General features: G+C 68.5%; 22 protein-coding genes. 13 read left to right on the forward strand and 9 right to left on the reverse strand.

Features of this window, described 5'->3' with window-relative positions; all coding sequences use genetic code 11:
- Positions 1-317: 317 nt before the first annotated feature.
- The 4 genes from ACTWJ5_RS22295 (at position 318) to ACTWJ5_RS22310 (ending at position 2,367) form a co-directional block, all read left to right on the forward strand.
- Entirely contained in the window at positions 318-881 is a 564-nt protein-coding gene (locus ACTWJ5_RS22295) for a GNAT family N-acetyltransferase (protein ID WP_444436573.1), read from the forward strand.
- A 141-nt stretch (positions 882-1,022) separates the two neighbouring features.
- Positions 1,023-1,301 carry a BrnT family toxin gene (locus ACTWJ5_RS22300; protein ID WP_444436574.1) on the forward strand — a complete coding sequence of 93 codons (279 nt, stop codon included), beginning with the start codon at positions 1,023-1,025 and terminating at the stop codon, positions 1,299-1,301.
- On the forward strand, positions 1,279-1,533 hold the full coding sequence (locus tag ACTWJ5_RS22305) for a BrnA antitoxin family protein (RefSeq protein ID WP_256512125.1): 255 nt from the start codon (positions 1,279-1,281) through the stop codon (positions 1,531-1,533). Before ACTWJ5_RS22300 ends, ACTWJ5_RS22305 begins: the two co-directional genes overlap by 23 nt.
- 339 nt (positions 1,534-1,872) lie before the next feature.
- Positions 1,873-2,367, forward strand: a complete 495-nt coding sequence (locus ACTWJ5_RS22310) for a hypothetical protein (RefSeq protein ID WP_444436575.1) — start codon at positions 1,873-1,875, stop codon at positions 2,365-2,367.
- Between the two features lie 3 nt (positions 2,368-2,370).
- Here ACTWJ5_RS22310 and ACTWJ5_RS22315 read toward each other — a convergent pair whose 3' ends face one another.
- A complete protein-coding gene (locus ACTWJ5_RS22315; protein WP_009621718.1) occupies positions 2,371-3,279 on the reverse strand; it encodes a YihY/virulence factor BrkB family protein in 909 nt (302 codons plus the stop codon).
- Positions 3,280-3,473: 194 nt separating this feature from the next.
- Between ACTWJ5_RS22315 and ACTWJ5_RS22320 the strand changes: the two genes are divergently transcribed.
- The 3 genes from ACTWJ5_RS22320 (at position 3,474) to ACTWJ5_RS22330 (ending at position 4,355) form a co-directional block, all read left to right on the forward strand.
- Positions 3,474-3,932, forward strand: a complete 459-nt coding sequence (locus ACTWJ5_RS22320) for a hypothetical protein (protein WP_444436576.1) — start codon at positions 3,474-3,476, stop codon at positions 3,930-3,932.
- Positions 3,929-4,120 carry a hypothetical protein gene (locus ACTWJ5_RS22325; RefSeq protein ID WP_256512129.1) on the forward strand — a complete coding sequence of 64 codons (192 nt, stop codon included), beginning with the start codon at positions 3,929-3,931 and terminating at the stop codon, positions 4,118-4,120. The genes ACTWJ5_RS22320 and ACTWJ5_RS22325 overlap by 4 nt, the downstream gene beginning before the upstream one ends.
- A gap of 103 nt (positions 4,121-4,223) precedes the next feature.
- On the forward strand, positions 4,224-4,355 hold the full coding sequence (locus tag ACTWJ5_RS22330; protein WP_009621712.1) for a hypothetical protein: 132 nt from the start codon (positions 4,224-4,226) through the stop codon (positions 4,353-4,355).
- A 383-nt stretch (positions 4,356-4,738) separates the two neighbouring features.
- Here the strand turns inward: ACTWJ5_RS22330 and def are convergent, their stop codons facing one another.
- Positions 4,739-5,278, reverse strand: a complete 540-nt coding sequence (gene def, locus ACTWJ5_RS22335) for a peptide deformylase (protein ID WP_444436577.1) — start codon at positions 5,276-5,278, stop codon at positions 4,739-4,741.
- Between the two features lie 225 nt (positions 5,279-5,503).
- Between def and ACTWJ5_RS22340 the strand changes: the two genes are divergently transcribed.
- The gene (locus tag ACTWJ5_RS22340; RefSeq protein WP_116423625.1) at positions 5,504-6,058 is read left to right on the forward strand and encodes a magnesium transporter; all 555 of its coding nucleotides are present in this window, start codon (positions 5,504-5,506) and stop codon (positions 6,056-6,058) included.
- Positions 6,059-6,142: 84 nt separating this feature from the next.
- Here ACTWJ5_RS22340 and ACTWJ5_RS22345 read toward each other — a convergent pair whose 3' ends face one another.
- Both ACTWJ5_RS22345 and ACTWJ5_RS22350 read right to left on the reverse strand, forming a co-directional pair.
- Positions 6,143-6,979, reverse strand: a complete 837-nt coding sequence (locus ACTWJ5_RS22345) for a CvfB family protein (protein ID WP_444436578.1) — start codon at positions 6,977-6,979, stop codon at positions 6,143-6,145.
- A 30-nt stretch (positions 6,980-7,009) separates the two neighbouring features.
- Complete coding sequence (locus ACTWJ5_RS22350; RefSeq protein WP_116423623.1) at positions 7,010-8,779, reverse strand: ABC transporter transmembrane domain-containing protein; 1,770 nt, start codon at positions 8,777-8,779, stop codon at positions 7,010-7,012.
- A gap of 157 nt (positions 8,780-8,936) precedes the next feature.
- Between ACTWJ5_RS22350 and ACTWJ5_RS22355 the strand changes: the two genes are divergently transcribed.
- The 3 genes from ACTWJ5_RS22355 (at position 8,937) to ACTWJ5_RS22365 (ending at position 11,194) form a co-directional block, all read left to right on the forward strand.
- Positions 8,937-9,128 (forward strand): hypothetical protein, encoded by a 192-nt coding sequence (locus ACTWJ5_RS22355; RefSeq protein WP_009621696.1) that lies wholly within the window; start codon positions 8,937-8,939, stop codon positions 9,126-9,128.
- 205 nt (positions 9,129-9,333) lie between these two features.
- Entirely contained in the window at positions 9,334-10,431 is a 1,098-nt protein-coding gene (locus tag ACTWJ5_RS22360) for an AI-2E family transporter (RefSeq protein ID WP_444436579.1), read from the forward strand.
- 52 nt (positions 10,432-10,483) lie between these two features.
- Entirely contained in the window at positions 10,484-11,194 is a 711-nt protein-coding gene (locus ACTWJ5_RS22365) for an rRNA pseudouridine synthase (protein ID WP_444436580.1), read from the forward strand.
- Positions 11,195-11,200: 6 nt separating this feature from the next.
- Here ACTWJ5_RS22365 and ACTWJ5_RS22370 read toward each other — a convergent pair whose 3' ends face one another.
- On the reverse strand, positions 11,201-12,136 hold the full coding sequence (locus ACTWJ5_RS22370; RefSeq protein ID WP_256512133.1) for a p-hydroxyphenylacetate 3-hydroxylase reductase component: 936 nt from the start codon (positions 12,134-12,136) through the stop codon (positions 11,201-11,203).
- A gap of 197 nt (positions 12,137-12,333) precedes the next feature.
- Positions 12,334-13,503 carry a p-hydroxyphenylacetate 3-hydroxylase oxygenase component gene (locus ACTWJ5_RS22375; protein WP_009621689.1) on the reverse strand — a complete coding sequence of 390 codons (1,170 nt, stop codon included), beginning with the start codon at positions 13,501-13,503 and terminating at the stop codon, positions 12,334-12,336.
- Between the two features lie 301 nt (positions 13,504-13,804).
- Here ACTWJ5_RS22375 and ACTWJ5_RS22380 point away from each other — a divergent pair, with 301 nt between their 5' ends.
- Positions 13,805-15,034, forward strand: coding sequence for an MFS transporter (locus tag ACTWJ5_RS22380; protein WP_116423619.1), 1,230 nt, complete (start codon positions 13,805-13,807; stop codon positions 15,032-15,034).
- Position 15,035: 1 nt separating this feature from the next.
- Here the strand turns inward: ACTWJ5_RS22380 and ACTWJ5_RS22385 are convergent, their stop codons facing one another.
- The 3 genes from ACTWJ5_RS22385 to hpaR form a co-directional block, all read right to left on the reverse strand.
- The gene (locus ACTWJ5_RS22385) at positions 15,036-16,241 is read right to left on the reverse strand and encodes a Bcr/CflA family multidrug efflux MFS transporter (protein ID WP_116423618.1); all 1,206 of its coding nucleotides are present in this window, start codon (positions 16,239-16,241) and stop codon (positions 15,036-15,038) included.
- Between the two features lie 401 nt (positions 16,242-16,642).
- Positions 16,643-17,557: a 4-hydroxyphenylacetate catabolism regulatory protein HpaA gene (gene hpaA, locus ACTWJ5_RS22390; RefSeq protein WP_009621686.1), complete on the reverse strand. Its 915-nt coding sequence runs from the start codon at positions 17,555-17,557 to the stop codon at positions 16,643-16,645.
- Positions 17,558-17,759: 202 nt separating this feature from the next.
- Positions 17,760-18,182, reverse strand: a complete 423-nt coding sequence (gene hpaR, locus ACTWJ5_RS22395; protein WP_009621684.1) for a homoprotocatechuate degradation operon regulator HpaR — start codon at positions 18,180-18,182, stop codon at positions 17,760-17,762.
- Between the two features lie 275 nt (positions 18,183-18,457).
- On the opposite strand from hpaR, the gene ACTWJ5_RS22400 reads away from it, so the two are divergent.
- On the forward strand, positions 18,458-19,123 hold the full coding sequence (locus ACTWJ5_RS22400; RefSeq protein ID WP_444436581.1) for a fumarylacetoacetate hydrolase family protein: 666 nt from the start codon (positions 18,458-18,460) through the stop codon (positions 19,121-19,123).

The raw sequence follows: 19,123 nt of genomic DNA on the forward strand, positions 1-19,123 counted from the left end.
CGCCGGCCCTGCCGGCGCAATCGCGGATAGGATCCGCTCCTACGGTATTCCGTGCCTCACTGGGCGTAGGCGCAGCGCCTTTCGTAGGAGCGAGCTTGCTCGCGAACAGAGTCCGCAGCGGGGCTCATTCGCGAGCAAGCTCGCTCCTACGAAGAGCAGCTCGGCGCAGCGGGCAAGGTAGTTGTGCCTGTGGGGATCGAGCCGAACGCCGCGTGCTCCCTGCCCCGCTCAAGAAACATCCTCACGTATATCCGCCGCGGCGGGGAACCCCGCGGTTGCTAGGCTTCCCGGCTCACCTACGCCCCAGGAGGTAGCCGATGAACTTCACCCAAGGCCTTCAGAGCGCCCGCTTGCAGTTACGCCCCCTGTGCCTGGACGACGCCGACGCCTTGTTCTCGATGATGTCCGACCCGCAGGTGATGCGCTATTGGAACACCCCGCCCTGGACCGAGCCGGAACAAGCCGTGCATGGCATCCGTCGGGACATGGAGGCATTCGCCAGGGGGGAATATCTGACCTTGGCCATCACCCGCCGCCATGAGACCGAACTCATCGGCACCTGCATGCTGTTCAACATCGCCGAGGAGTCGAGAAGAGCCGAGCTGGGCTACTGCCTGGCCAGCGCCGCGCAAGGCCAGGGATTCATGAACGAGGCCCTGCGCAGCCTGCTCGACTACGCCTTTGGCGACCTGCGCCTGAACCGCCTGGAGGCGGACATCGACCCGCGTAACCTGGCCTCCGCCGCCACCCTGGAACGCCTGGGCTTCCGCCACGAGGGCCTGCTGCGGCAGCGCTGGATGGTCGCCGGCGAAGTGTCCGACTCGGCACTGTATGGGCTGCTCGCCGAGGACTGGGCCCAAACCCGAGCGCAATATCCATAGCGGACTCCATCCACGAACCGTGCGCAGGCCCGGCCTATTCGCGTGTACGCGTGCTCCCGGGCCCGGGATGCCCAACCAGGGGTGGCAATTTCAGGACTTTCGGCATACCTTGTATTTACAAGTGTAAATACGGGACATCCCATGCAGTTTGAATGGGACGAGGCCAAGAACCAGGCCAACATCCGCAAGCACGGCATCGATTTCCGCGATGTACCGGAAATCTTCCAGCACCCGCTGCTGGCCTTGCGCGATGACCGAATCGATTACGAGGAAGAGCGCTGGATCGCCATCGGCTGGCTCCGGCGGCTCGTCGGCGTGGTGGTCTATACCGAACGACGGGGCGAGGTGATCCGCATCATCTCGGCGCGCAAGGCCACATGCCAGGAGGTGAGGCGCTATGTCGAAAGCATCGAAGACTGATTGGAAGCGGCTGCTGGTCGAACAGGGCGACGACGCCATCGACACCTCCGATATCCCCGAACTGGGCGACGACTTCTTCCGCCGCGCGCAATTGCGCGTCCCGGCCAAGCAGACCGTCACCATCCGCCTGGATGCGGATGTACTGGAGTGGTTCAAAGCCCAGGGCAGCGGCTATCAGACGCGCATCAACCAGTTGCTGCGGCTCTATATGGAAGCTCACCGGCAGTCCTAGGGATACACGGGCTCACTCCTACGAAGAGCGCCTCGGCACGGTGGGCAAGACAGTTGCTCCTGCAACCGCGCTTACCTGGAACCGTAGGGCGCATAACCGTTCGCGGTTATCCGCCGTTGCCCCGAACACCGCGGCCCAGCCATGTAGGATAGGTTGAGCTTTGCGATACCCATCACCCATGGCCCGATGGGTATCGCTTCGCTCAACCCATCCTACGAAGAGCAGCTCGGCATGGGAGCGCGCGCCCGGTTCCTGAACGGCACGCCGGCCGTCTATGCTTGCCCACGCGGAGACGGCAAAATCGTCGGCTCCGCGCCCGTTCGCCATCGAGGGACCTTCATGGGCATGCGCCACCCGTTCTCCCGCCTCGCCGTCATCGGCCTGCCGCTGTGCCTGGCCGGCTGCGCCAGCCATGACGCCGAGCAGCAGCACCAGCTGTACCGCAACGACATGCTCGAGGCGAAGCTGCTGATCGCCTCCGCCGATCCGGGCAACTACGCCCGCGCCAACGACCTGCTCGAACGCGCCCGCGAGGCCGACCAGCGCGGCGAGGTGGCCTTCTACGAGGCGCTGCTGAAGATCCGCCAGCAGGCCCCGGCGGACCAGGCCCTGCCCCTGCTGGAGCGCGCCGCCAAGGCCGGCCAGCCCTACGCCATCGCCCTGCTCTACCGGGTCTACAGCCAGCCCCTGCTCGGCCAGGAGGCCGACGCGCTGAAGGCCGAGGAATACCGCAAGGCCTATGCCGAGCTGGACGTGGCCAAGAGCGGCTACCCGAACTTCGAGCGCGCCGGGCAGATCGTCGACCAGTTGCTCAGCCTGCAGCCGGCACAGTGAGCCTCAGCCCTCCTCGGGGCTGCGCGTCTCGGCCTGTTCGAAGGTGCGCTCGCCGGGGTTCTTGCCGTGGGGCAGGTGGTGTTCGATCACCGCGTTGAGTTCGGCGCCCAGCAGCAGCACCGCGGCGGAGATGTAGAAGTACAGCAGCAGCACGATGATGGCGCCGACGCTGCCGTACATGGCGTTGTAGTCGGCGAAGTTCTTCACGTAGAAGCCGAAGGCCAAGGACGCCGCCACCCAGGCCACCACCGCCAGCACCGAGCCGGGGGTGATGAAGCGGAACTTCTGCTTGACGTTGGGGGTGGCGTAGTAGATCACCGCCACCGCCATCATCATCAGCAGGACCATCACCGGCCAGCGCAGCAGCGACCAGAGCACCACCACGTAATCCTGCAGGCCGATGCGCTCGGCGATCCAGCCCATCACCTGCGGCCCGAGGATCATCAGCGCGGTCACCAGCATCAGCATCACCGCCAGGCCCAGGGTGTAGAGCAGCGACAGCGGCACGCGCTTCCACACCGGGCGCGCCTCGCGCACGTCGTAGGCGGCGTTGAGCGCGTTCATCAACGAGCGCACCGCCGCCGAGGACGACCAGAGCGCGACCACGATCCCCACCGAGAGCAGCCCGCCCTGGCGCTGCTGCAGCTGGTCGATGATCGGGTTGACCTGCTCCAGGGCCTGGCCCGGCAGCACGTAGGCGGCCTGCTCGCGCAGCCAGTCGAAGAATTCCGGCAGGTGCAGGAAGCCCAGCAGGGCGATGAGGAACAGCAGGAACGGGAACAGCGAGAACAGCCCCTGGTAGGCCAGCGCCGCCGCGTAGGTGGGCATCTCGTCGTCGAGGAATTCCTTGACGGTCAGTTTCAGCAGTTGCCAGGGGCCCAGGCGCAGGCCCCGAAAATCCATGAATCGCATGCCTGGTTTCCTTCCTCCGCAGTCCGGCCGCGGCGCGGCTCCGTGTCGACGGTTGACCCGCCGGCACGGCTCAAGTTCGGTCCTTGCGGCCAAGCCTAGCCACTCGCCGCGGCCAGGGGAAGTTGCGCAGGCGACGGGCAGGTGTCGGAAATGGCCTATACACTTCAGCGCAACCACAGCCGGAGGAACCCCGCATGCCCATCCCGATGCTCCGCCCCGCCCGCCGCCTCGGCGCCACCCTGCTGCTCGCCGGCGCTGCCTTCGCCAGCCTGCAACCCCAGGCATGGGCGGAGGACGAAGCCACCTTCCTCAAGGAGTCGGCCGCCTTCTTCGAGCAGCAGAGCAAGCAGCTGCCGGTGCAGGTGGACCAGGTGACGCGCCTGGAGAACGTGCGCCTGGACACCGACAGCAAGGTGCTGCACTACCGCTACGGCATTTCCAGCATGAAGGCCGAGGGCATGCAGGCCGATGCCCTGGACAAGTTCAAGGGCGAGCAGCGCGCCCGCCTGGAGCGCGCCACCTGCCAGCAGCCGGCGCTGTTGCAGCGCATCCGCGAGCACGGCATCCGCGTCGCCCATGACTACGACGGCAGCGACGGCAAGCCGCTGACGAGCATCGAGATCGACCCGCAGAAACTCCAGTGTCAGGGATGAGTCGCGCCGACTATCACCGCGAACACGCCGCCCGGGCCGAAGCCGAGGCCCGCCGTCTGCTGGCCGAGCGCCAGGCCCTGGGCGGGCGCTGGCTGGCCTGGGTGGCCGGCGAACTCTACCGCCTGGGCCCGCCGCAGTACGCGGCCATGGTCCGCCGCGAACTGGAGCGCATGAGCGGCGACGCCTGAGGCACCCGGCCGGTCTATGCTGTAGGAGCACCGGCCCACACGTGGGCCGGCGGAGCGACGAACGCAGGGATGCCAGCCCTTCCCAGTCCACGAGGTAACGGTCATGAGCAAAGGTCTGAACGCCCACAAGGAAGGCAAGAAGAAGCCCCTGAAGACGGCCCACGAGAAACGCATGGCGAAAAAGCAGAAGAAATCCGGCAATGCGCTGCTCGGCAGTCACGGGCAGACGTCCTGAGTCCAACGGCTGCGGACGGCCGCTTGGGGGCGGTTGTCCGCGAATTACTCAGGGGGTCGGTTCTTCGTAGGATGGTGTTGAGCTTGCGAAACCCATGCGGTTGCGCCGATGGGTATCGCTTCGCTCAACGCCATCCTACGAAAAGCAGTGCTCGCTCATGCGGTAGGAGCGGACCTTGTCCGTGATAACCGGACGTCCCGGCGCGATTCGCGGATGAGATCCGCTACGCGACCCCACCCGCGCCATTCCCCTGTAGGAGCGCGCTCTGCGCGCGAATCGCGGGCAGGGCCCGCTCCTACAACTCCAGGGAGGCACGGGCGTAGGAGCGGACTTTGTCCGCGATTGGATTCACCGGCCACGCCAAATGCCCAGGAGGCGGCCCCTCAATCATCCGCCTTCGGATCCAACCCCGGGAACAGCACTTCAGTAAAACCAAACTTACCGAAATCCGTGATCCGCGACGGATACAGCCGACCAATCAGATGGTCGCACTCATGCTGCACCACCCTGGCATGAAACCCCTCCACCGTGCGATCGACAGGTTGCCCCTGCGGATCCACCCCCTGATAGCGAATACGCTTGTAGCGATTCACCGCCCCACGCAAGCCGGGCACAGAGAGGCAACCCTCCCAGCCCTCCTCCATATCCTCGCCCAACGGCGTGATCAGCGGATTGAGCAGAATGGTCGGCGGCACCGCCGGAGCATCCGGATAACGCTCACTGCGTTCGAAACCGAAGATCACCAGCTGCAGGTCCACGCCTATCTGCGGCGCGGCCAGGCCGACGCCGCCGGCGTGGTGCATGGTGTCGAACATGTCGTCGATCAGTCGTTGCAGTTCGGCGCTGCCGATCATCTGCGCCGGCACCGGCGGGGCGACGCGCAGCAAGCGCTCGTCGCCCATCTTGAGAATCTCGCGGATCATGCCCCTGGGCCCCTGGCTGGCGGTTGTGCGTGAGTTGGCATCCTCGCCCCTTGCCCGGCGCCTGGCAAGGCCTGCTACGCCCGTCGCCCCGGGGGGCCGGGAGCGTTCAGGGGCGTAAAATTCAAAGAGTGACACGCGGCCATCGGGCTGCGATCCGCGTGGAACTGCCGCGAACGCCGGAGCGTTCGCCGAGGGGGAGCCGGGGGACTGACCTGGAGGTGCTCCATGAACAGGCACTACTACATCAGCAACGACCTGGACGAGTTGGAGAACGTCGAGAGCGAGCTGAAGGCCAACGGCATCGCCGAGGAGCAGATGCACGTGCTCAGCGAGCAGGACGCGCAACTCGACCAGCGCCACCTGCACGAAGTGCCGGACGTGATGCGCAAGGACCTGGTGCGCGGCGGCAAGTACGGGCTGGGCATCGGCGTCGCCCTGGCGGTCCTGGTGCTGGCGCTGGGTTACTTCGGCGGCTGGAGCGAAAGCGCCGCCGGCTGGATTCCGGTGCTGTTCCTGGCGGCCGTGCTGCTGGGCTTCAGCCTGTGGGAAGGCAGCTTCTTCGGCCTGCAACGGCCCAGCGGCGACGTGCGGCGCTTCGCGCCTTCGCTGCAGGCCGGCCGGCACGTGTTCTTCGTCGACGTGCGGGCCGACCAGGAGCCGCTGCTGGACATGGTCGTCGGCCACCACCCGCGCCTGGAAGTGGCCGGTTTCGGCGCGCCCATGCCGCGCTGGGTGCTGGCCTGGGAACAGGCCTGGCACCGCTTCAAACGCATGATGTAGCGACTGCGGCGGCCGGACCTGCCGCTGGATGATCGCGCTGCGGGCGGCCGCGGGGCTGCCGGGGGCAGCTGCGGCCCGGTGGAGTCAGCGCAGCTCGATGCGGTCGTCGAGGATGGTGATCAGGCCCTGCTTGAACAGCCCGCCGATGGCCTTCTTGAAATTGCCCTTGCTCACGCCGAATTCGCGGCTGATCGCCTCCGGCGGGCTCTTGTCGGACAGCGCCAGGCTGCCGCCGGCCTCGCGCAGGGCGGCGAGGATGCGCTCGCTGAGGTCGTCGCGGGCGGCCTGGCCGACCGGCTGCAGGCTCAGGCTGATCTTGCCGTCGGCGCGCACTTCCTTGATGTAGCCCTTCTCGCGCATGCCGCCGCGGACGAACTTGAACAGCTCGTTCTTGTGGATGAGCCCCCAGTGCCTGCCGTCGATGATGGCCTTGAAGCCGAGGTCGGTGCGCTCCACCACCAGCAGGTCCACTTCCTGGCCCGCCTGGTAGTGCGCCGGGGTGCTGTCCAGGTAGCGGTCCAGGCGCGCAGTGGCGGTGATGCGGCGGGTGCGCTCGTCGATGTAGCAGTACACCACGCAGTAGTCGCCGACCTGCAGCGGGCGCTTCTCTTCCGAGTGCGGCAGCAGCAGGTCCTTGGGCAGGCCCCAGTCGAGGAACAGGCCGACGCGGCTGACCTCCACCACCTTCAGGCTGGCGAAGCCGCCGACCTGCACCTTGGGCTTCAGGGTGGTGGCGATGATGCGGTCTTCGCTGTCGAGGTAGATGAAGACGTTCAGCCACTCGCCCGGCTCGGTGGGCTCGTCCTTGGGGATGTAGCGCTTGGGCAGGAGGATTTCGCCGTGGGGGCCGCCGTCGAGGAACAGGCCGATCTCGGTGTGCTTGACCACCTGCAGGGAATTGAAACGGCCGATGGCTGCCATGTGCGGGACTCCGGGGAAAAGGCGCGCATTCTACACGCTCTGCACCTGGCCGAACTGCAATTCCGCCAGGCGTGCGTACAGCGGGTTGCCGGCCACCAGCTCGGCATGGGTGCCCAGGGCCAGCAGGCGGCCCTGGTCGATCACGGCGATGCGGTCGGCGTTCAGTACCGTGGCCAGGCGGTGGGCGATGACCAGGGTGGTGCGCCCGCTCATCAGTTGCGGCAGGGCCTGCTGGATCAGGTGCTCGCTCTCGGCGTCCAGCGCGCTGGTGGCTTCGTCGAGCAGCAGGATGGGCGCGTCCACCAGCAGCGCGCGGGCGATCGCCAGGCGCTGGCGCTGGCCGCCGGACAGGCCCACGCCGCCCTCGCCCAGGTGGGTGCGGTAGCCCTCGGGCAGGCGCTGGATGAAGTCGTCGGCATGGGCCGCGCGGGCCGCGGCGCGCAGCGCTTCGTCGCTGGCGTCGGGGCGGCCGTAGCGCAGGTTGTCGTCCACCGTGCCGTAGAACAGCGCCGGGTTCTGCGACACCAGGGCGAAGCAGCGGCGCAGGTCGGCGGGGTCGAGGCGGGTGATGGGCGTGCCGTCGATGCGGATCTCGCCCTGCTGCGGGTCGAAGAAGCGCAGCAGCAGGTCGAACAGGGTGGACTTGCCGGCGCCGGAGGGGCCGACCAGGGCCAATGTCTCGCCGGGGCGCACGTCCAGGTCGATGCCGTCGATGGCCCAGTGCTCCGGGCGCGACGGGTAGGCGAAGCGCAGGCCGCGCAGCTCGATGCGCCCCTCGACGCGTTCGGGCAGGCGCAGCAGCCCTTCCTGCGGCGCGACTATCTGGTTGCGCGCGCGCAGCAGCTCGGCGATGCGCTCGGCCGCCCCGGCGGCGCGTTGCAGCTCGCCCAGCACCTCGCTGAGGGTGCCGAAGGCCATGCCGACGATCAGGCTGTAGAACACGAAGGCCGCCAGTTCGCCGGGGCTGATGCGCCCGGCGATCACGTCCATGCCGCCGACCCACAGCATCACCCCCACCGCGCCCAGCACCAGCAGGATGACCACGCTGACCAGCCAGGAACGCTGCAGGATGCGCTTGCGCGCGGTGCCGAAGGCGGCCTCCACCGTGCGGCCGAAGCGCGCGCGGTCCTGGGCCTGGTGGTTGTAGGCCTGCACCGTCTTGATCTGCCCGAGGGTCTCGCCGACGTAACTGCCGACGTCGGCCACGCGGTCCTGGCTCTGCCGCGACAGCTCGCGCACGCGGCGGCCGAACAGGAGGATGGGCGCGATCACCAGGGGCAGCGAGGCCACCACTATGCTGGTCAGCTTGGCGTTGGTGACGAACATCAGGATCACCCCGCCGGCCAGGGTCAGGGCATTGCGCAGGGCCATGGACAGCGACGAGCCGATCACCGTCTGCAGCAGCGTGGTGTCGGCGGTCAGCCGCGACTGGATTTCCAGCGCGCGGTTGCTCTCGTAGAAGCCCGGGTGCAGCTCGATCAGGTGGTCGAAGACGCGCTGGCGGATGTCGGCGACGAAGCGCTCGCCGATCCACGACACCAGGTAGAAGCGCACGAAGGTGCCCAGCGCCAGGCCCAGCACCAGCAGGAAGAAGATGCCGATGGAGCGGTTGAGCAGGTGCTCGGACTGGGTGACGAAGCCCTGGTCCACCAGCAGGCGGATGCCCTGCCCCAGGGACAGGGTGATGGCCGCGGTGAACAGCAGCGCCAGCAGGGCGCCGAGGGCGCGCCAGCGGTAGGGGCCGAGGAAGGCCCGGGCCAGGCGCAGGGCATTGCGCTGGCGGGACGACAGCAGGGGCATGGAGGGCTCGCGGCGACCGGGAATCGACCGAGGTTAACACCCCGCCGCGGGCCCGGCGATGGCGCTGCAATGGCCCTTCGGTCGATTTTCACCCCGAAGGACGGTCATTTCCTGTACAATGGGCGGCCATTTCGCGAATGAACAGGTAATGGCAAGCATGTCCAGCAAAACCATCTCCCGCCAGAAGTCCGCCCCGAAACCCGCTGCGGCCGTGACCAGCCGCGAGGCCCTGGAAGCCCAGGTGGCCGCCTTCCTCAAGTCCGGCGGCGAGATCCAGCAAGTCGCCAAGGGCGTGACCGGCCAGCCCAACGGCGCCGCCAGCCGCCACATCAGCCTCGGCAAGAAGTAATCCCCCCGCTCCTCCCGTAGGCGCGAGCTTGCTCGCGGACCCCGCCGTTTCCGGCCCGGGCGTTCGCGAGCAAGAGCCCTGCGTACCCTCCCCCGCTACTCCTACTTTCGCTCGACATCCTGCGATTTCTCCCGCCCGACTTGCATTCCGCCGCGCACCGCCAATGCTCTGAGGAACCCCACGAGGCTTTCCAAGGAGAGATGTCATGCTGCCATCGGCGGACCGGATACTGTCGCGCAACCTGCTGGACGTGTTGATACGCGCCGGTCTCATCCTGTTCCTGGCGGTGTTCTGCTTCCGCATTTTCCACCCCTTTCTCGACCTGATGCTCTGGGCGCTGATCCTCGCCGTCACCCTCTACCCGTTGCAGGGCATGCTGCAGCGCACCCTGGGCCAGCGGCCGGCCCTGGCGGCGACGCTGCTGGCGGTGGTCGGCCTGGCCCTGCTGCTGGTGCCGGTGGTGCTGATCGGCTTCTCCATCGCCGACTCGGTGGCGGACCTTGCGCACCGCTTCCAGGCCGGCGGCCTGCGCATCCCGACGCCGCCCGAGGCGGTGGCGGGCTGGCCGCTGGTGGGGCCCTACATCTACAACGCCTGGCAGCGGCTGGCCGAGGACTTCCTCGGCGCCGCCCAGCAGGCCGCGCCGCACCTGCAGGGCGTGGCCCGCACGGTGCTGGCCAAGGCCGCCGGCGTGGGCATGGAGCTGCTGCAGTTCCTCGGCGCCTTCCTGGTGGCCTGCGTGATCATGGCCTACGGCCCGCTGGGCGCGCGCACCGCCGAAGACATCGCGGTGCGCGTCTCCGGCCCCGAGCGCGGCCCGGAACTGTCCCGGCTGAGCACCGCGACCATCCGCGCGGTGGCCCAGGGCGTGGTCGGCGTGGCCTTCATCCAGACTCTGCTGCTGGGCCTGGGCTTCATCGTCATGGGCATCCCCGCCGCCGGCCTGCTGTCCCTCGGCGTGCTGCTGCTGGGCATCGTCCAGCTGCCGGTGGCGGTGATCTCGCTGCCGGCCATCGTCTACGTGTTCTGGAGCGGCGACTACGGCACCGTCAGCTCGGTGGTGTTCACCGTCTGGACGGTGCTGGCCGGGCTTTCCGACAACGTGCTCAAGCCGCTGATGCTCGGCCGCGGCGTCGCCGTGCCGATGCCGGTGATCCTCCTCGGCGCCCTGGGCGGGATGCTCACCGGCGGCATCATCGGCCTGTTCATCGGCCCGGTGGTGCTGGCCCTGGGCTTCCAGCTGTTCATGACCTGGGTGCGCGAGGGCGCCCGGCCGCCGGAGCCCGAGGACGTTTCGCCCTGAACCCGCGGCCCGGGAGTACAATGGCGGCCTTTCCCGCCGCCGACTCCCTGCCATGACCGAAACCACCCGCCTGTCCAAGCGCCTCGCCGAACTGCTGCCCTGCTCCCGCCGCGAGGCCGAGCTGTACATCGAGGGAGGCTGGGTCACGGTGGATGGCCAACCCGTCGACGAGCCGCACTTCCGCGTCGCCGGGCAGCGCGTCGAGCTGTTGCCCGGGGCCATCCCGGCGCCGATTCCGCCGGCCACCCTGCTGCTGTACAAGCCGGCCGGCCACTCCGCCGAGCAGGCCCTGGGCCTGCTGGTGGCGGCCAATCGCTGGGAAGCCGACAGCGCCGAGCAACGTCCGCTGAGCAAGCACTTCGCCCGCCAGCAGAGCACCACGCCGCTGGACGACCAGGCCAGCGGGCTGCTGGTGTTCACCCAGAACTACGGCGTGCTGCACCGCCTGCAGGACGATGCGGCGACCATCGAGCACGAGTACCTGGTGGAAGTCGACGGCAGCCTCGACGACGCCGGCCTGGCGCGCCTGCGCCACGGCCTGCTGTACCAGGGCCGGCCGCTGCCGGCGCTGAAGGTCAGCTGGCAGAACGAGACGCGCCTGCGCTTCGCCGGCAAGGGCTTCCGCCCCGGGCAGATCGCCGACATGTGTCGCCAGGTCGGCCTGAAGGTCGTGGGCATCCGCCGCCTGCGCCTGGGCGGCGTGTCCATGGGCAAGATGGAACCGGGGCAGTGGCGCTACCTGCTGCCCAGCGAGCGCTTCTGACAGCTTCTACTGCGGCTGGGCCAGGCCCCTGAGCACGGTCTTGAAGGTCTCTACCTGCTCGCTGCTGAAGCGCGAGAAGACCTTGGCCTGCTGTTCCTCGGCGATGCTCCACAGCGTCTCGGCCTGGTCGATGCCGGCGGCGGTCAGCGCGCAGCCGCCCTCGCCCACCTGCAGCAGGCCCTTGCGTTCGAGGTTGGCGCGGGCCTCCTCGATCTCCCGCAGCGGCATCGCCACCAGTTGCTGCAGCGCCGTGGTGTCCAGGGCGGCGTCCTTCTCCATCACCATCAGCATGCGCGCCTCGCTGGTGCGCAGGCCGCTGGCCAGTTGCCGCGGCTGGTAGTCGGCCTGGTAGCAGCGCAGCGCCTGGGTCATCAGGTAGTAGAGGTTGTGGTTCAGGCGGCCCTGGAAGGCGGTGCGCGGCACCCCGGCCTGGGCCTCGCGCAGGCGCGGGTGCGGCAGCACGCTGGAGTACACGCCCTGGTGGTAGAGCAGCGGCGCGCGGCCCAGGTCGTCGAAGGCCAGCACGCGGCCGATGAGGATCCAGTGGTCGCCGCCGTCGAGCTTCTGCTGCAGCTCGCACTGGAAGCGCGCCGCGCAGTCCGGCAGCAGCGGCGCGCCGCCGGCGCCCTGCTCGCAGGCCACGCCGGCGAACTTGTCGGCGCTGGGCCGGGCGAACTGGTTGGACAGGTCGATCTGGTCGGCGGCCAGCACGTTCACCGCGTAGTGGCTGGCCTTGTCGAACAGCGCCAGGCTGGTGGCGCGCTTGTCGATGCTCCAGAGCACCAGCGGCGGGTCGAGGGATACCGAGTTGAAGCTGTTGGCGGTCATGCCGACACGCTCGCCGTCGGCGGCCGCGGTCATTACGGTGACGCCGGTGGCGAAGTTGCCCAGGGCACGGCGGAAGGCACGCGGGTCCAGGCCCGCTTCATTGTTCTGGTTCATGGCGGTTCCTCCGCACCGGCGCGGGGGCCGGCGGGATTGAAGAGATTCATCTGCGGTTGGCGCCCACTTGCAGGAGCGAGGGGGACGCCTAGTTCTTGCTCGCGAACGGATTCCGCAGCGGGGTCGGTTCGCGAGCAAGCTCGCTCCTACGAAGAGCGGTTCGGTGCGGCCCGCAGGATGGGTGTGGGCGTGGTGGCTCAGACCATGCTCGGATCAGGCTCCAGGCCCATCAGCTCGCGGCCGAGGATCTGCGCGCAGACGTCGTAGTCGGTGTAGGCGTGGGCGCCGGTCATGTGCGAGTCGCGGAACAGCCGCTGCATCTCGTTGCTCTCGAACCAGGCGGTGCCGCCGGCGGCCTCGAACAGGCGGTCCACGGCCTGGATGCACATCTTCACCGCGTAGGCCTGGTTGGTGCGCCAGAAGGCCAGGGTCTCGCGGCTGGGGTATTCGTGGCGCTCGCCGTGCTCGGCGTGGTCCTGCCAGGTCTTCTCGAGGAAGGCGCGGGCGGCGGCCACCTGGTGGGTGGACTCGGCCAGGCGCATCAGCGCCGGGGTGGCGGTGCCGACGCTGGCGCCGGTGTAGGCGCGCACGCGGTTGCGCGTCTTCTCCTTGAAGGCTTCCAGCATGCGCTCGGCGATGCCCAGGCCGATGGAGGCGAAGCCGCTGGCGAAGTACGGGCGGTACGGGGTGTAGAAGATCTTGCTGTAGGGGTACAGGCCGAAGCCGGCGGAGCGGCCTTCCATCATGTCCTTGGCCGCCTGGATGCGGTGGTTGGGCACGAAGGCGTCCTTCACCACCAGGGTCTTGGTGCCGCTGCCCTTCATGCCGGCGGCGTACCAGTCGTCGCGGATCTCGTAGTCGCTGCGCGGCAGCACGGCGAAGCAGTACACCTGCTCGCCCTCGGCGTTCTGCCGGCGGCAGCCGAGGATGGCCCATTCGGCGTGGTCGCTGCCGCTGCTCCAGCCCATCTCGCCGTTGAACAGGATGCCGCCCTCGACCTCCTGGATGCGCCCGAACGGCGCGATGCTGCTGCTGGCGGTGGCGTCGGGGTTCTCGCCCCAGACCTCGTCCTGCAGTTGCTTGGAGAACATCGCCAGTTGGTGGCTGTGGGTGCACAGCAGGCTGAAGGCCCAGGCGGTGCTGGCGCAGGCGCCGGCCAGGGCGACCACGCAGTCGGCGAACTCGGGCAGGGAGATTTCCATGCCGCCGTAGCACTTGGGCTGGAAGGCGCGGTGCATACCGATGCCCTTGAGCAGGGCGATGTTCTCGGCGGGCGCGGTGCGCGCCTGTTCGGCCTTGGCGGCGTTGGCAGCAATGGCGGGCAGGACGGATTTCAGGTCTTCGAGCAGGGGGTTTGGCTTTTTCATCTTGGCGACCCTTGATTGTTATTGGAGGCGCGCCGCCGTCTTCGAATGCTTGGCGACTGGCGGCAGGGCTCTCGTGGCGAGAGTGGCAGGGCCGATTATGGGAGCCGCCCGGCGGGGCCTTGAATGCAACTTCCGCGGACTCGATTGCACTTTTCATGGGATTTAGCGGCCCCTGGAAGCGGCGAAATCGGCGCCGGGCCAGGCGCCGCGCGGCTTTCGTTAACATCTGAACGTTCTGACGGAATTTTTCCGTTATCATGGCGCCCTTCCCTCATTCGCCCTCCGCCCGAGCGAGCCGCCGATGTCCGCTTCCCGTTCCTGGCCGAACAGCCTGCGCGCGCTGCGCCACCGCAACTTCCGCCTGTACTTCGCCGGCCATGCGGTCTCAACCCTGGGCACCTGGGTCCAGCAGGTGGCGCTGGCCTGGCTGGTCTACCGGCTGACCGGCTCGGCGGCGCTGCTGGGCATCACCAGTTGCGTGGCGCTGCTGCCGCAGCTGTTCATCGGCCCCCTGGCCGGGGCCTGGATCGACCGCCACGACAAGCGCCGCCTGCTGCTCGCCAGCCAGAGCCTGATGGCCCTGCAGGCCGCGGTCCTGGCCGGGCTGACCGCCAGCGGGCTGATCACCCCGGCGCTGATCGTCGGCATGTCGGCGCTGCTCGGCGTGCTCAGCGCCTTCGACACGCCGCTGCGGCAATCGCTGCTCAGCCGCTTCGTCGACGACCGCGCCGACCTGCCCAACGCCCTGGCGCTGAACGCCTCGCTGTTCACCTGCTCGCGCTTCGTCGGCCCGCCGCTGGCCGGGCTGCTGCTGGGGCTGACCAGCGAAAGCCTGTGCTTCGCCCTCAACGCCCTGTCCTACCTGGCGCTGGTGGCCGGCCTGCTGCGGGTGCGCCTGGCGCCGGGGGTGCGCGCCAGCGGCAGCATGGGCAGCGTGTTCCGCGAGGGCCTGGACTATGCCCTGCGCACCCCGAGCGTGCGCCGGCTGATGCTCGGCGTGCTGCTGGTCAACCTCACCGCCTCCAGCTACGCGGCGCTGCTGCCGGTGTTCGCCCGCGACGTCTTCGCCGGCGATGCGCGCACCTTGGGCTGGCTGTGGGGCGCGGCCGGCTTCGGTTCGCTGCTGTCGAGCCTGTTCCTGGCGCAGCACCAGGACCCGGCGCGCTTGCCGCGGATCATCCTGCTCTCCGCCCTGGCCAGCGCCGGCGCGCTGCTGGCGTTCGCCCTCAGCCGCCACCTGCCGCTGTCGCTGGCGGCCATGGCGGTGCTGGGTTTCGGCGTCACGGTGAACAACGTCGGCACCAACATCGTCATCCAGAGCAGCGCGCCGGAAGCGCTGCGCGGCCGCGTGGTATCGATCTACACCGCCACCCGCTTCGGCTTCGACGCCATCGGCGGCCTGCTCGCCGGGCTGCTGGCGGCGCGCTACGGCGGGCCCTGGGCGATGGCCGCGGCCGGCGCCCTGCTGCTGGCCTACTGCGCCTGGCAGGGCCTGCGCCGCCCGGCGCGGACGGAACAGCAGCCGGCCTAGCTCAGGCCGCTTCCACCAGCGGCTGCGGGGAGTGCCAGCGGGCCAGGAGAAAGGCCAGCAGGCAGCCGATGCCGGCGCCGCCGACCACCAGGCACATCGGCCAGGGGCTGCCATCGGAAAGCGCGCCGACCAGCGCGCTGCACGCCGTGCCCAGGGCGAACTGCCCGGTCACCGCCAGCCCGGCGGCGGCCCCGGCCTCGCGCGGGAACAGCGCCAGCAGGCTGGCCACGCAGTTGGCGCCGAGCAGGCCGGTGACGCTGACGTAGAGCAGCACGCCCAGCACCAGCGCCGGCAACCCGCCCCAGCCGGTGAAGCCGCAGACCAATAGCAGCAGCCCCGACAGCGCAGCCACGGCAGCGCCGCAGGCGAGCATCCGCTGCGGCCCGAGCCGCCCCACCAGGCGCGCATTGAGGCTGGTGGCCAGGATGATGCCGGCGATGTTCAGGCTGAACAGCCAGGCATAGGCCTGCGGGGACACGCCGAAATGCTCGATGTAGACGAAGGGCGAGGCGGTGATGAAGGCGAACATGCCGCCGAACGAAAGGCCCATGCACAGCATGTAGCCCAGCGCCCTGGGCTGCAGGAGGATGCGCCCGTAGGCGTGGAACACCTGCGCCACCGACTGCCCGCGCTGCGCCGCCGGCAGGCTCTCGGGAATCCGCCACAGCACCGTGAGCAGGCACAGCGCGGCGAAGGCGAAGAGCACGGCGAACACCGCGCGCCAGCCGGCGGCCTGGGCCAGCAGGCTGCCCAGCAGCGGCGCTACCAGGGTGGCGAGCATGGTCACCAGGTGCATCAGCGAAAGCACCCGCGCCGACTGCTGCAGGGGGAACAGGTCGCGCACTATGGCCCGCGCCAGCACCGAGGCCGCCGCCCCGCCCAGGGCCTGGAAGAAACGCCAGGCGATCAGCGCCGAAGCCGTGCCGGCGAACAGGCAGCCGAGGGTGGCCAGCAGATAAAGACAGATGCCGCCCAGCAGCAGGCGCCGGCGGCCGAAGCGGTCCGACAGCGGCCCGTAGAACAGCATGCCCAGGCACAGGCCGGCGAGGAACAGGCTGATGGTCAGTTGCACCTCGCTGGCACCGGCGGACAGGTCTCTGGCGATCAGCGGCAGGCTGGGGAGGTAGGTGTCGATGGACAGGGGCGCGAAGGCGACCAGCGCGGCCAGGGGCAGGATCAGGCGCTGGGGGTGGGCTGGGGTGGGCATGGGCGGGTCCGGATGGGGGCGGAGCATAAAGTTAACAAGTTAACCAAAGGACCGGAAGCCACGGGTTTCTGTCGGGGCAACGGGATGCTTTTCGTAGGAGCGAGCTTGCTCGCGAACAGCGGTGCCAGGTTCAGCAACGGAGCGGGATAGAAGTCCGTAACCCTCTCCCCAGCCCTCTCCCTGAAGGGAGAGGGGGCTTGTCCGTGCCGAGAAGATGACAGCTTCAGCTTGCAGCCACGGTGCTTGCCGGCTGACTCCAAACTACCCAAATGCACCGAACGGTCCCCTCTCCCTTCAGGGAGAGGGTTAGGGAGAGGGCGCTCTCAAACCCAGCCCCCATAGTCACCGACGAACCCCGTTCGCGAGCAAGCTCGCTCCTACGAAAAGCCAGCAGCACCCACCTACCGCCAGGCTTCTTCCTTGTCACCCGCCCTACGCTGCCGGTACTCCCCCGGCGCCATCCCGGCATTGCGGGCGAAGAAGCGGCTGAAGTAGGCCGGGTCCTTGAACCCCAGCTGGTAGCAGATCTCGTTCACCGAGCTGCCGCTGAACAGCAGCAGGCGCCGCGCCTCCTGCATCAGCCGTTCGTGGACCAGGCGCTTGGACGGCAGCCCGGCGACGCGCCGGCAGATGTCGTTCAGCCGCGCCTCGGTCACGCCGATGCGCTCGGCGTAGGCCGTCAGCGGCCAGTGCTCGGGGTAGTGCTGCTCGATCAGCTGGTTGAAGCGCTGAAACAGGCGCAGGTCCTCGCGGCGCATGGGCTGCGCCTTGAGCGAACGCGCCGACAGGCGCAGCAGGCTGACGAAGATCAGCCGCACCAGGTCGGCCAGGGCCAGCTCGCGGCCGGGGCGCTCGCCACGGAATTCCTCGCGCAGCAGCTCGAACAGGCCGTCGACCCGCGCCACCTCGCCGGCGAAGGTCTCGTCCAGCTGGTCGAAGGCCACGCACACCGGGCCGATGTCCGGCCCGGCGGCCAAGCCCTGCTCCGGCGCCAGCAGCGGCCAGAGCAGTTGCTGGCGCACGGTCAGCACGTGGCCGTCGGCGTCGTTCTCGGTGACGAAGGCATGGGGGATGGTTGGCGGGGTGAGGAAGAACAGCGGGCCCTGGCGGTGGTAGAGCTGCTCGTCGAGGTACACGCGCACCGAGCCGCTTTTGACGTAGTGCACCTGGAAGAAGCGGTCGTGGCGGTGCACCGGCATGTTGCGGCCGAAGAAGTCGGCCAGCTTGCCCAGCTCCTCGTAGTGCACCTCGGAATCGCTGTAGCGCAGGTCGTAGACCTGGCCGATGTCGATGTTGGGGATGGGTGCGCGGGCCATGGGGTTACCTGCCTGTGGGACTGTAGGGGCGAACTAGCTCCAGCGCCTCACCTCGAACCGTCATTCCCGCGAACGCGGGAACCCAGAGACTTCGGTCGCGTGCACTGGAAGCCACTGGTTCCCCGCGTTCGCGGGGATGACGAATCCGATTTCGGCGCGAGAGGCAGGTTCGCGAGCAAGCTCGCTCCTACACAGAAGAGCCTCAGGGCTTGATCTTCTTCAGCTCGTCCAGCAACCCCAGCAATTGCTGCAGCTTGTCCTCGCCGAACTGTTCGAGGATACGCCGGTAGTTGTTCTCCATGTCGTCGCTCATGGCCACGAAGCACTGCTGGCCCTTCTCGCTCAGGCACACCAGCACGCGGCGCTGGTCGTGCTCGGACTTCCAGCGGCGCACCAGGCCGTCGCGCTCCATGCGCGCCAGCACGCCGGTCATGCTCGGCTTGAGGATGCAGGCCTGCTGCGCCAGCTGGTAGATCTCCATCTCGCCCTGCTGGCGGAGGATGCGCACGATGCGCCATTGCTGCTCGGTCAGGTCGTGCTGGTTGAGCGAGGGGCGGAAGAAGGCCATGGCGGCCTCGCGGGCCTGCAGCAGGGTGAGGGTCAGGGACGGACGCGGCGTGGACATGTAGATGGGCTACTCGACTGAAAATAGGAAAGATTTTAACCAGCATAGCCCCTGCATAGGCAAACCCTGCGACGACCCGCGCGGCGCCCTGGCAGCGTCGGTCAAGGCCATGGCAGCGCCGGACAATCCCCACGCCGGCGCGCCTGCTCCAATGCCTGCAGCGAAACCAGGCCCCGATGGACGAGGCTTGACCATAGTTAACATATTAACTATAACGCTAACATGTTAACGATACCCGGGTATCCACGGCCCGGGTGAAGCAGGAGAACGAAGCCATGCGTCGCGCTATCAGCGAAGCCGCAACGGGCACCCTGTTCGGCGTCGCGCTGAACTACCAGGGCCTGTTGCACAGCCGGCTGGAGGAATTCCAGCAGCCGCCCTACCAGAAGCCGCCGGTCAAGCCGGTGCTGTTCATCAAGACGCCGAACACCCGCAACGGCGACGGCCAGGCGGTGGTGTTCCCCGCCGGCGTCGAGCGCCTGCAGCCGGGCCCGGCCCTGGGCGTGGTGCTCGGCCGCGACGCCAGCCGCGTCAGCGAGGACGAGGCCATGGATTACGTGGCCGGCTACGTCATCGTCAACGAATTCAGCCTGCCGGAAGACAGCTACTACCGCCCGGCGGTCAAGGCCAAGTGCCGCGACGGCTTCTGCCCGCTGGGCAGCGAAGTGGTCGGCCGCGACGAGATCGCCGACCCGCACGCCCTGCCGCTGCGCCTGCTGGTCAACGGCGAAGTGCGCCAGCAGAACAGCACCGCCAACCTGGTGCGCAGCATTCCCAAACTGATCGCCGAGATCAGCGAGTTCATGACCCTGCACGCCGGCGACGTGCTCATCACCGGCACCCCCGAAGGCCGCATCGACGTGCAGCCGGGCGACGAAGTGGTGGTGGAGATCGAAGGTCTCGGCCGCCTGGTCAATCACGTCGTGGCGGAGGAAGCCTGA

The organism is Pseudomonas sp. A6, from assembly GCF_052367875.1.
Lineage (GTDB): Bacteria > Pseudomonadota > Gammaproteobacteria > Pseudomonadales > Pseudomonadaceae > Pseudomonas > Pseudomonas citronellolis.

What these genes read in the sequence shown, in the direction of transcription:
- ACTWJ5_RS22295 (WP_444436573.1), top strand. Translation starts at nt 318, where the DNA reads ATGAACTTCACCCAAGGCCTTCAGAGCGCCCGCTTGCAGTTACGCCCC.
- ACTWJ5_RS22300 (WP_444436574.1), top strand. Translation starts at nt 1,023, where the DNA reads ATGCAGTTTGAATGGGACGAGGCCAAGAACCAGGCCAACATCCGCAAG.
- ACTWJ5_RS22305 (WP_256512125.1), top strand. Translation starts at nt 1,279, where the DNA reads ATGTCGAAAGCATCGAAGACTGATTGGAAGCGGCTGCTGGTCGAACAG.
- ACTWJ5_RS22310 (WP_444436575.1), top strand. Translation starts at nt 1,873, where the DNA reads ATGGGCATGCGCCACCCGTTCTCCCGCCTCGCCGTCATCGGCCTGCCG.
- ACTWJ5_RS22315 (WP_009621718.1), bottom strand. Translation starts at nt 3,279, where the DNA reads ATGCGATTCATGGATTTTCGGGGCCTGCGCCTGGGCCCCTGGCAACTG.
- ACTWJ5_RS22320 (WP_444436576.1), top strand. Translation starts at nt 3,474, where the DNA reads ATGCCCATCCCGATGCTCCGCCCCGCCCGCCGCCTCGGCGCCACCCTG.
- ACTWJ5_RS22325 (WP_256512129.1), top strand. Translation starts at nt 3,929, where the DNA reads ATGAGTCGCGCCGACTATCACCGCGAACACGCCGCCCGGGCCGAAGCC.
- ACTWJ5_RS22330 (WP_009621712.1), top strand. Translation starts at nt 4,224, where the DNA reads ATGAGCAAAGGTCTGAACGCCCACAAGGAAGGCAAGAAGAAGCCCCTG.
- def (WP_444436577.1), bottom strand. Translation starts at nt 5,278, where the DNA reads ATGATCCGCGAGATTCTCAAGATGGGCGACGAGCGCTTGCTGCGCGTC.
- ACTWJ5_RS22340 (WP_116423625.1), top strand. Translation starts at nt 5,504, where the DNA reads ATGAACAGGCACTACTACATCAGCAACGACCTGGACGAGTTGGAGAAC.
- ACTWJ5_RS22345 (WP_444436578.1), bottom strand. Translation starts at nt 6,979, where the DNA reads ATGGCAGCCATCGGCCGTTTCAATTCCCTGCAGGTGGTCAAGCACACC.
- ACTWJ5_RS22350 (WP_116423623.1), bottom strand. Translation starts at nt 8,779, where the DNA reads ATGCCCCTGCTGTCGTCCCGCCAGCGCAATGCCCTGCGCCTGGCCCGG.
- ACTWJ5_RS22355 (WP_009621696.1), top strand. Translation starts at nt 8,937, where the DNA reads ATGTCCAGCAAAACCATCTCCCGCCAGAAGTCCGCCCCGAAACCCGCT.
- ACTWJ5_RS22360 (WP_444436579.1), top strand. Translation starts at nt 9,334, where the DNA reads ATGCTGCCATCGGCGGACCGGATACTGTCGCGCAACCTGCTGGACGTG.
- ACTWJ5_RS22365 (WP_444436580.1), top strand. Translation starts at nt 10,484, where the DNA reads ATGACCGAAACCACCCGCCTGTCCAAGCGCCTCGCCGAACTGCTGCCC.
- ACTWJ5_RS22370 (WP_256512133.1), bottom strand. Translation starts at nt 12,136, where the DNA reads ATGAACCAGAACAATGAAGCGGGCCTGGACCCGCGTGCCTTCCGCCGT.
- ACTWJ5_RS22375 (WP_009621689.1), bottom strand. Translation starts at nt 13,503, where the DNA reads ATGAAAAAGCCAAACCCCCTGCTCGAAGACCTGAAATCCGTCCTGCCC.
- ACTWJ5_RS22380 (WP_116423619.1), top strand. Translation starts at nt 13,805, where the DNA reads ATGTCCGCTTCCCGTTCCTGGCCGAACAGCCTGCGCGCGCTGCGCCAC.
- ACTWJ5_RS22385 (WP_116423618.1), bottom strand. Translation starts at nt 16,241, where the DNA reads ATGCCCACCCCAGCCCACCCCCAGCGCCTGATCCTGCCCCTGGCCGCG.
- hpaA (WP_009621686.1), bottom strand. Translation starts at nt 17,557, where the DNA reads ATGGCCCGCGCACCCATCCCCAACATCGACATCGGCCAGGTCTACGAC.
- hpaR (WP_009621684.1), bottom strand. Translation starts at nt 18,182, where the DNA reads ATGTCCACGCCGCGTCCGTCCCTGACCCTCACCCTGCTGCAGGCCCGC.
- ACTWJ5_RS22400 (WP_444436581.1), top strand. Translation starts at nt 18,458, where the DNA reads ATGCGTCGCGCTATCAGCGAAGCCGCAACGGGCACCCTGTTCGGCGTC.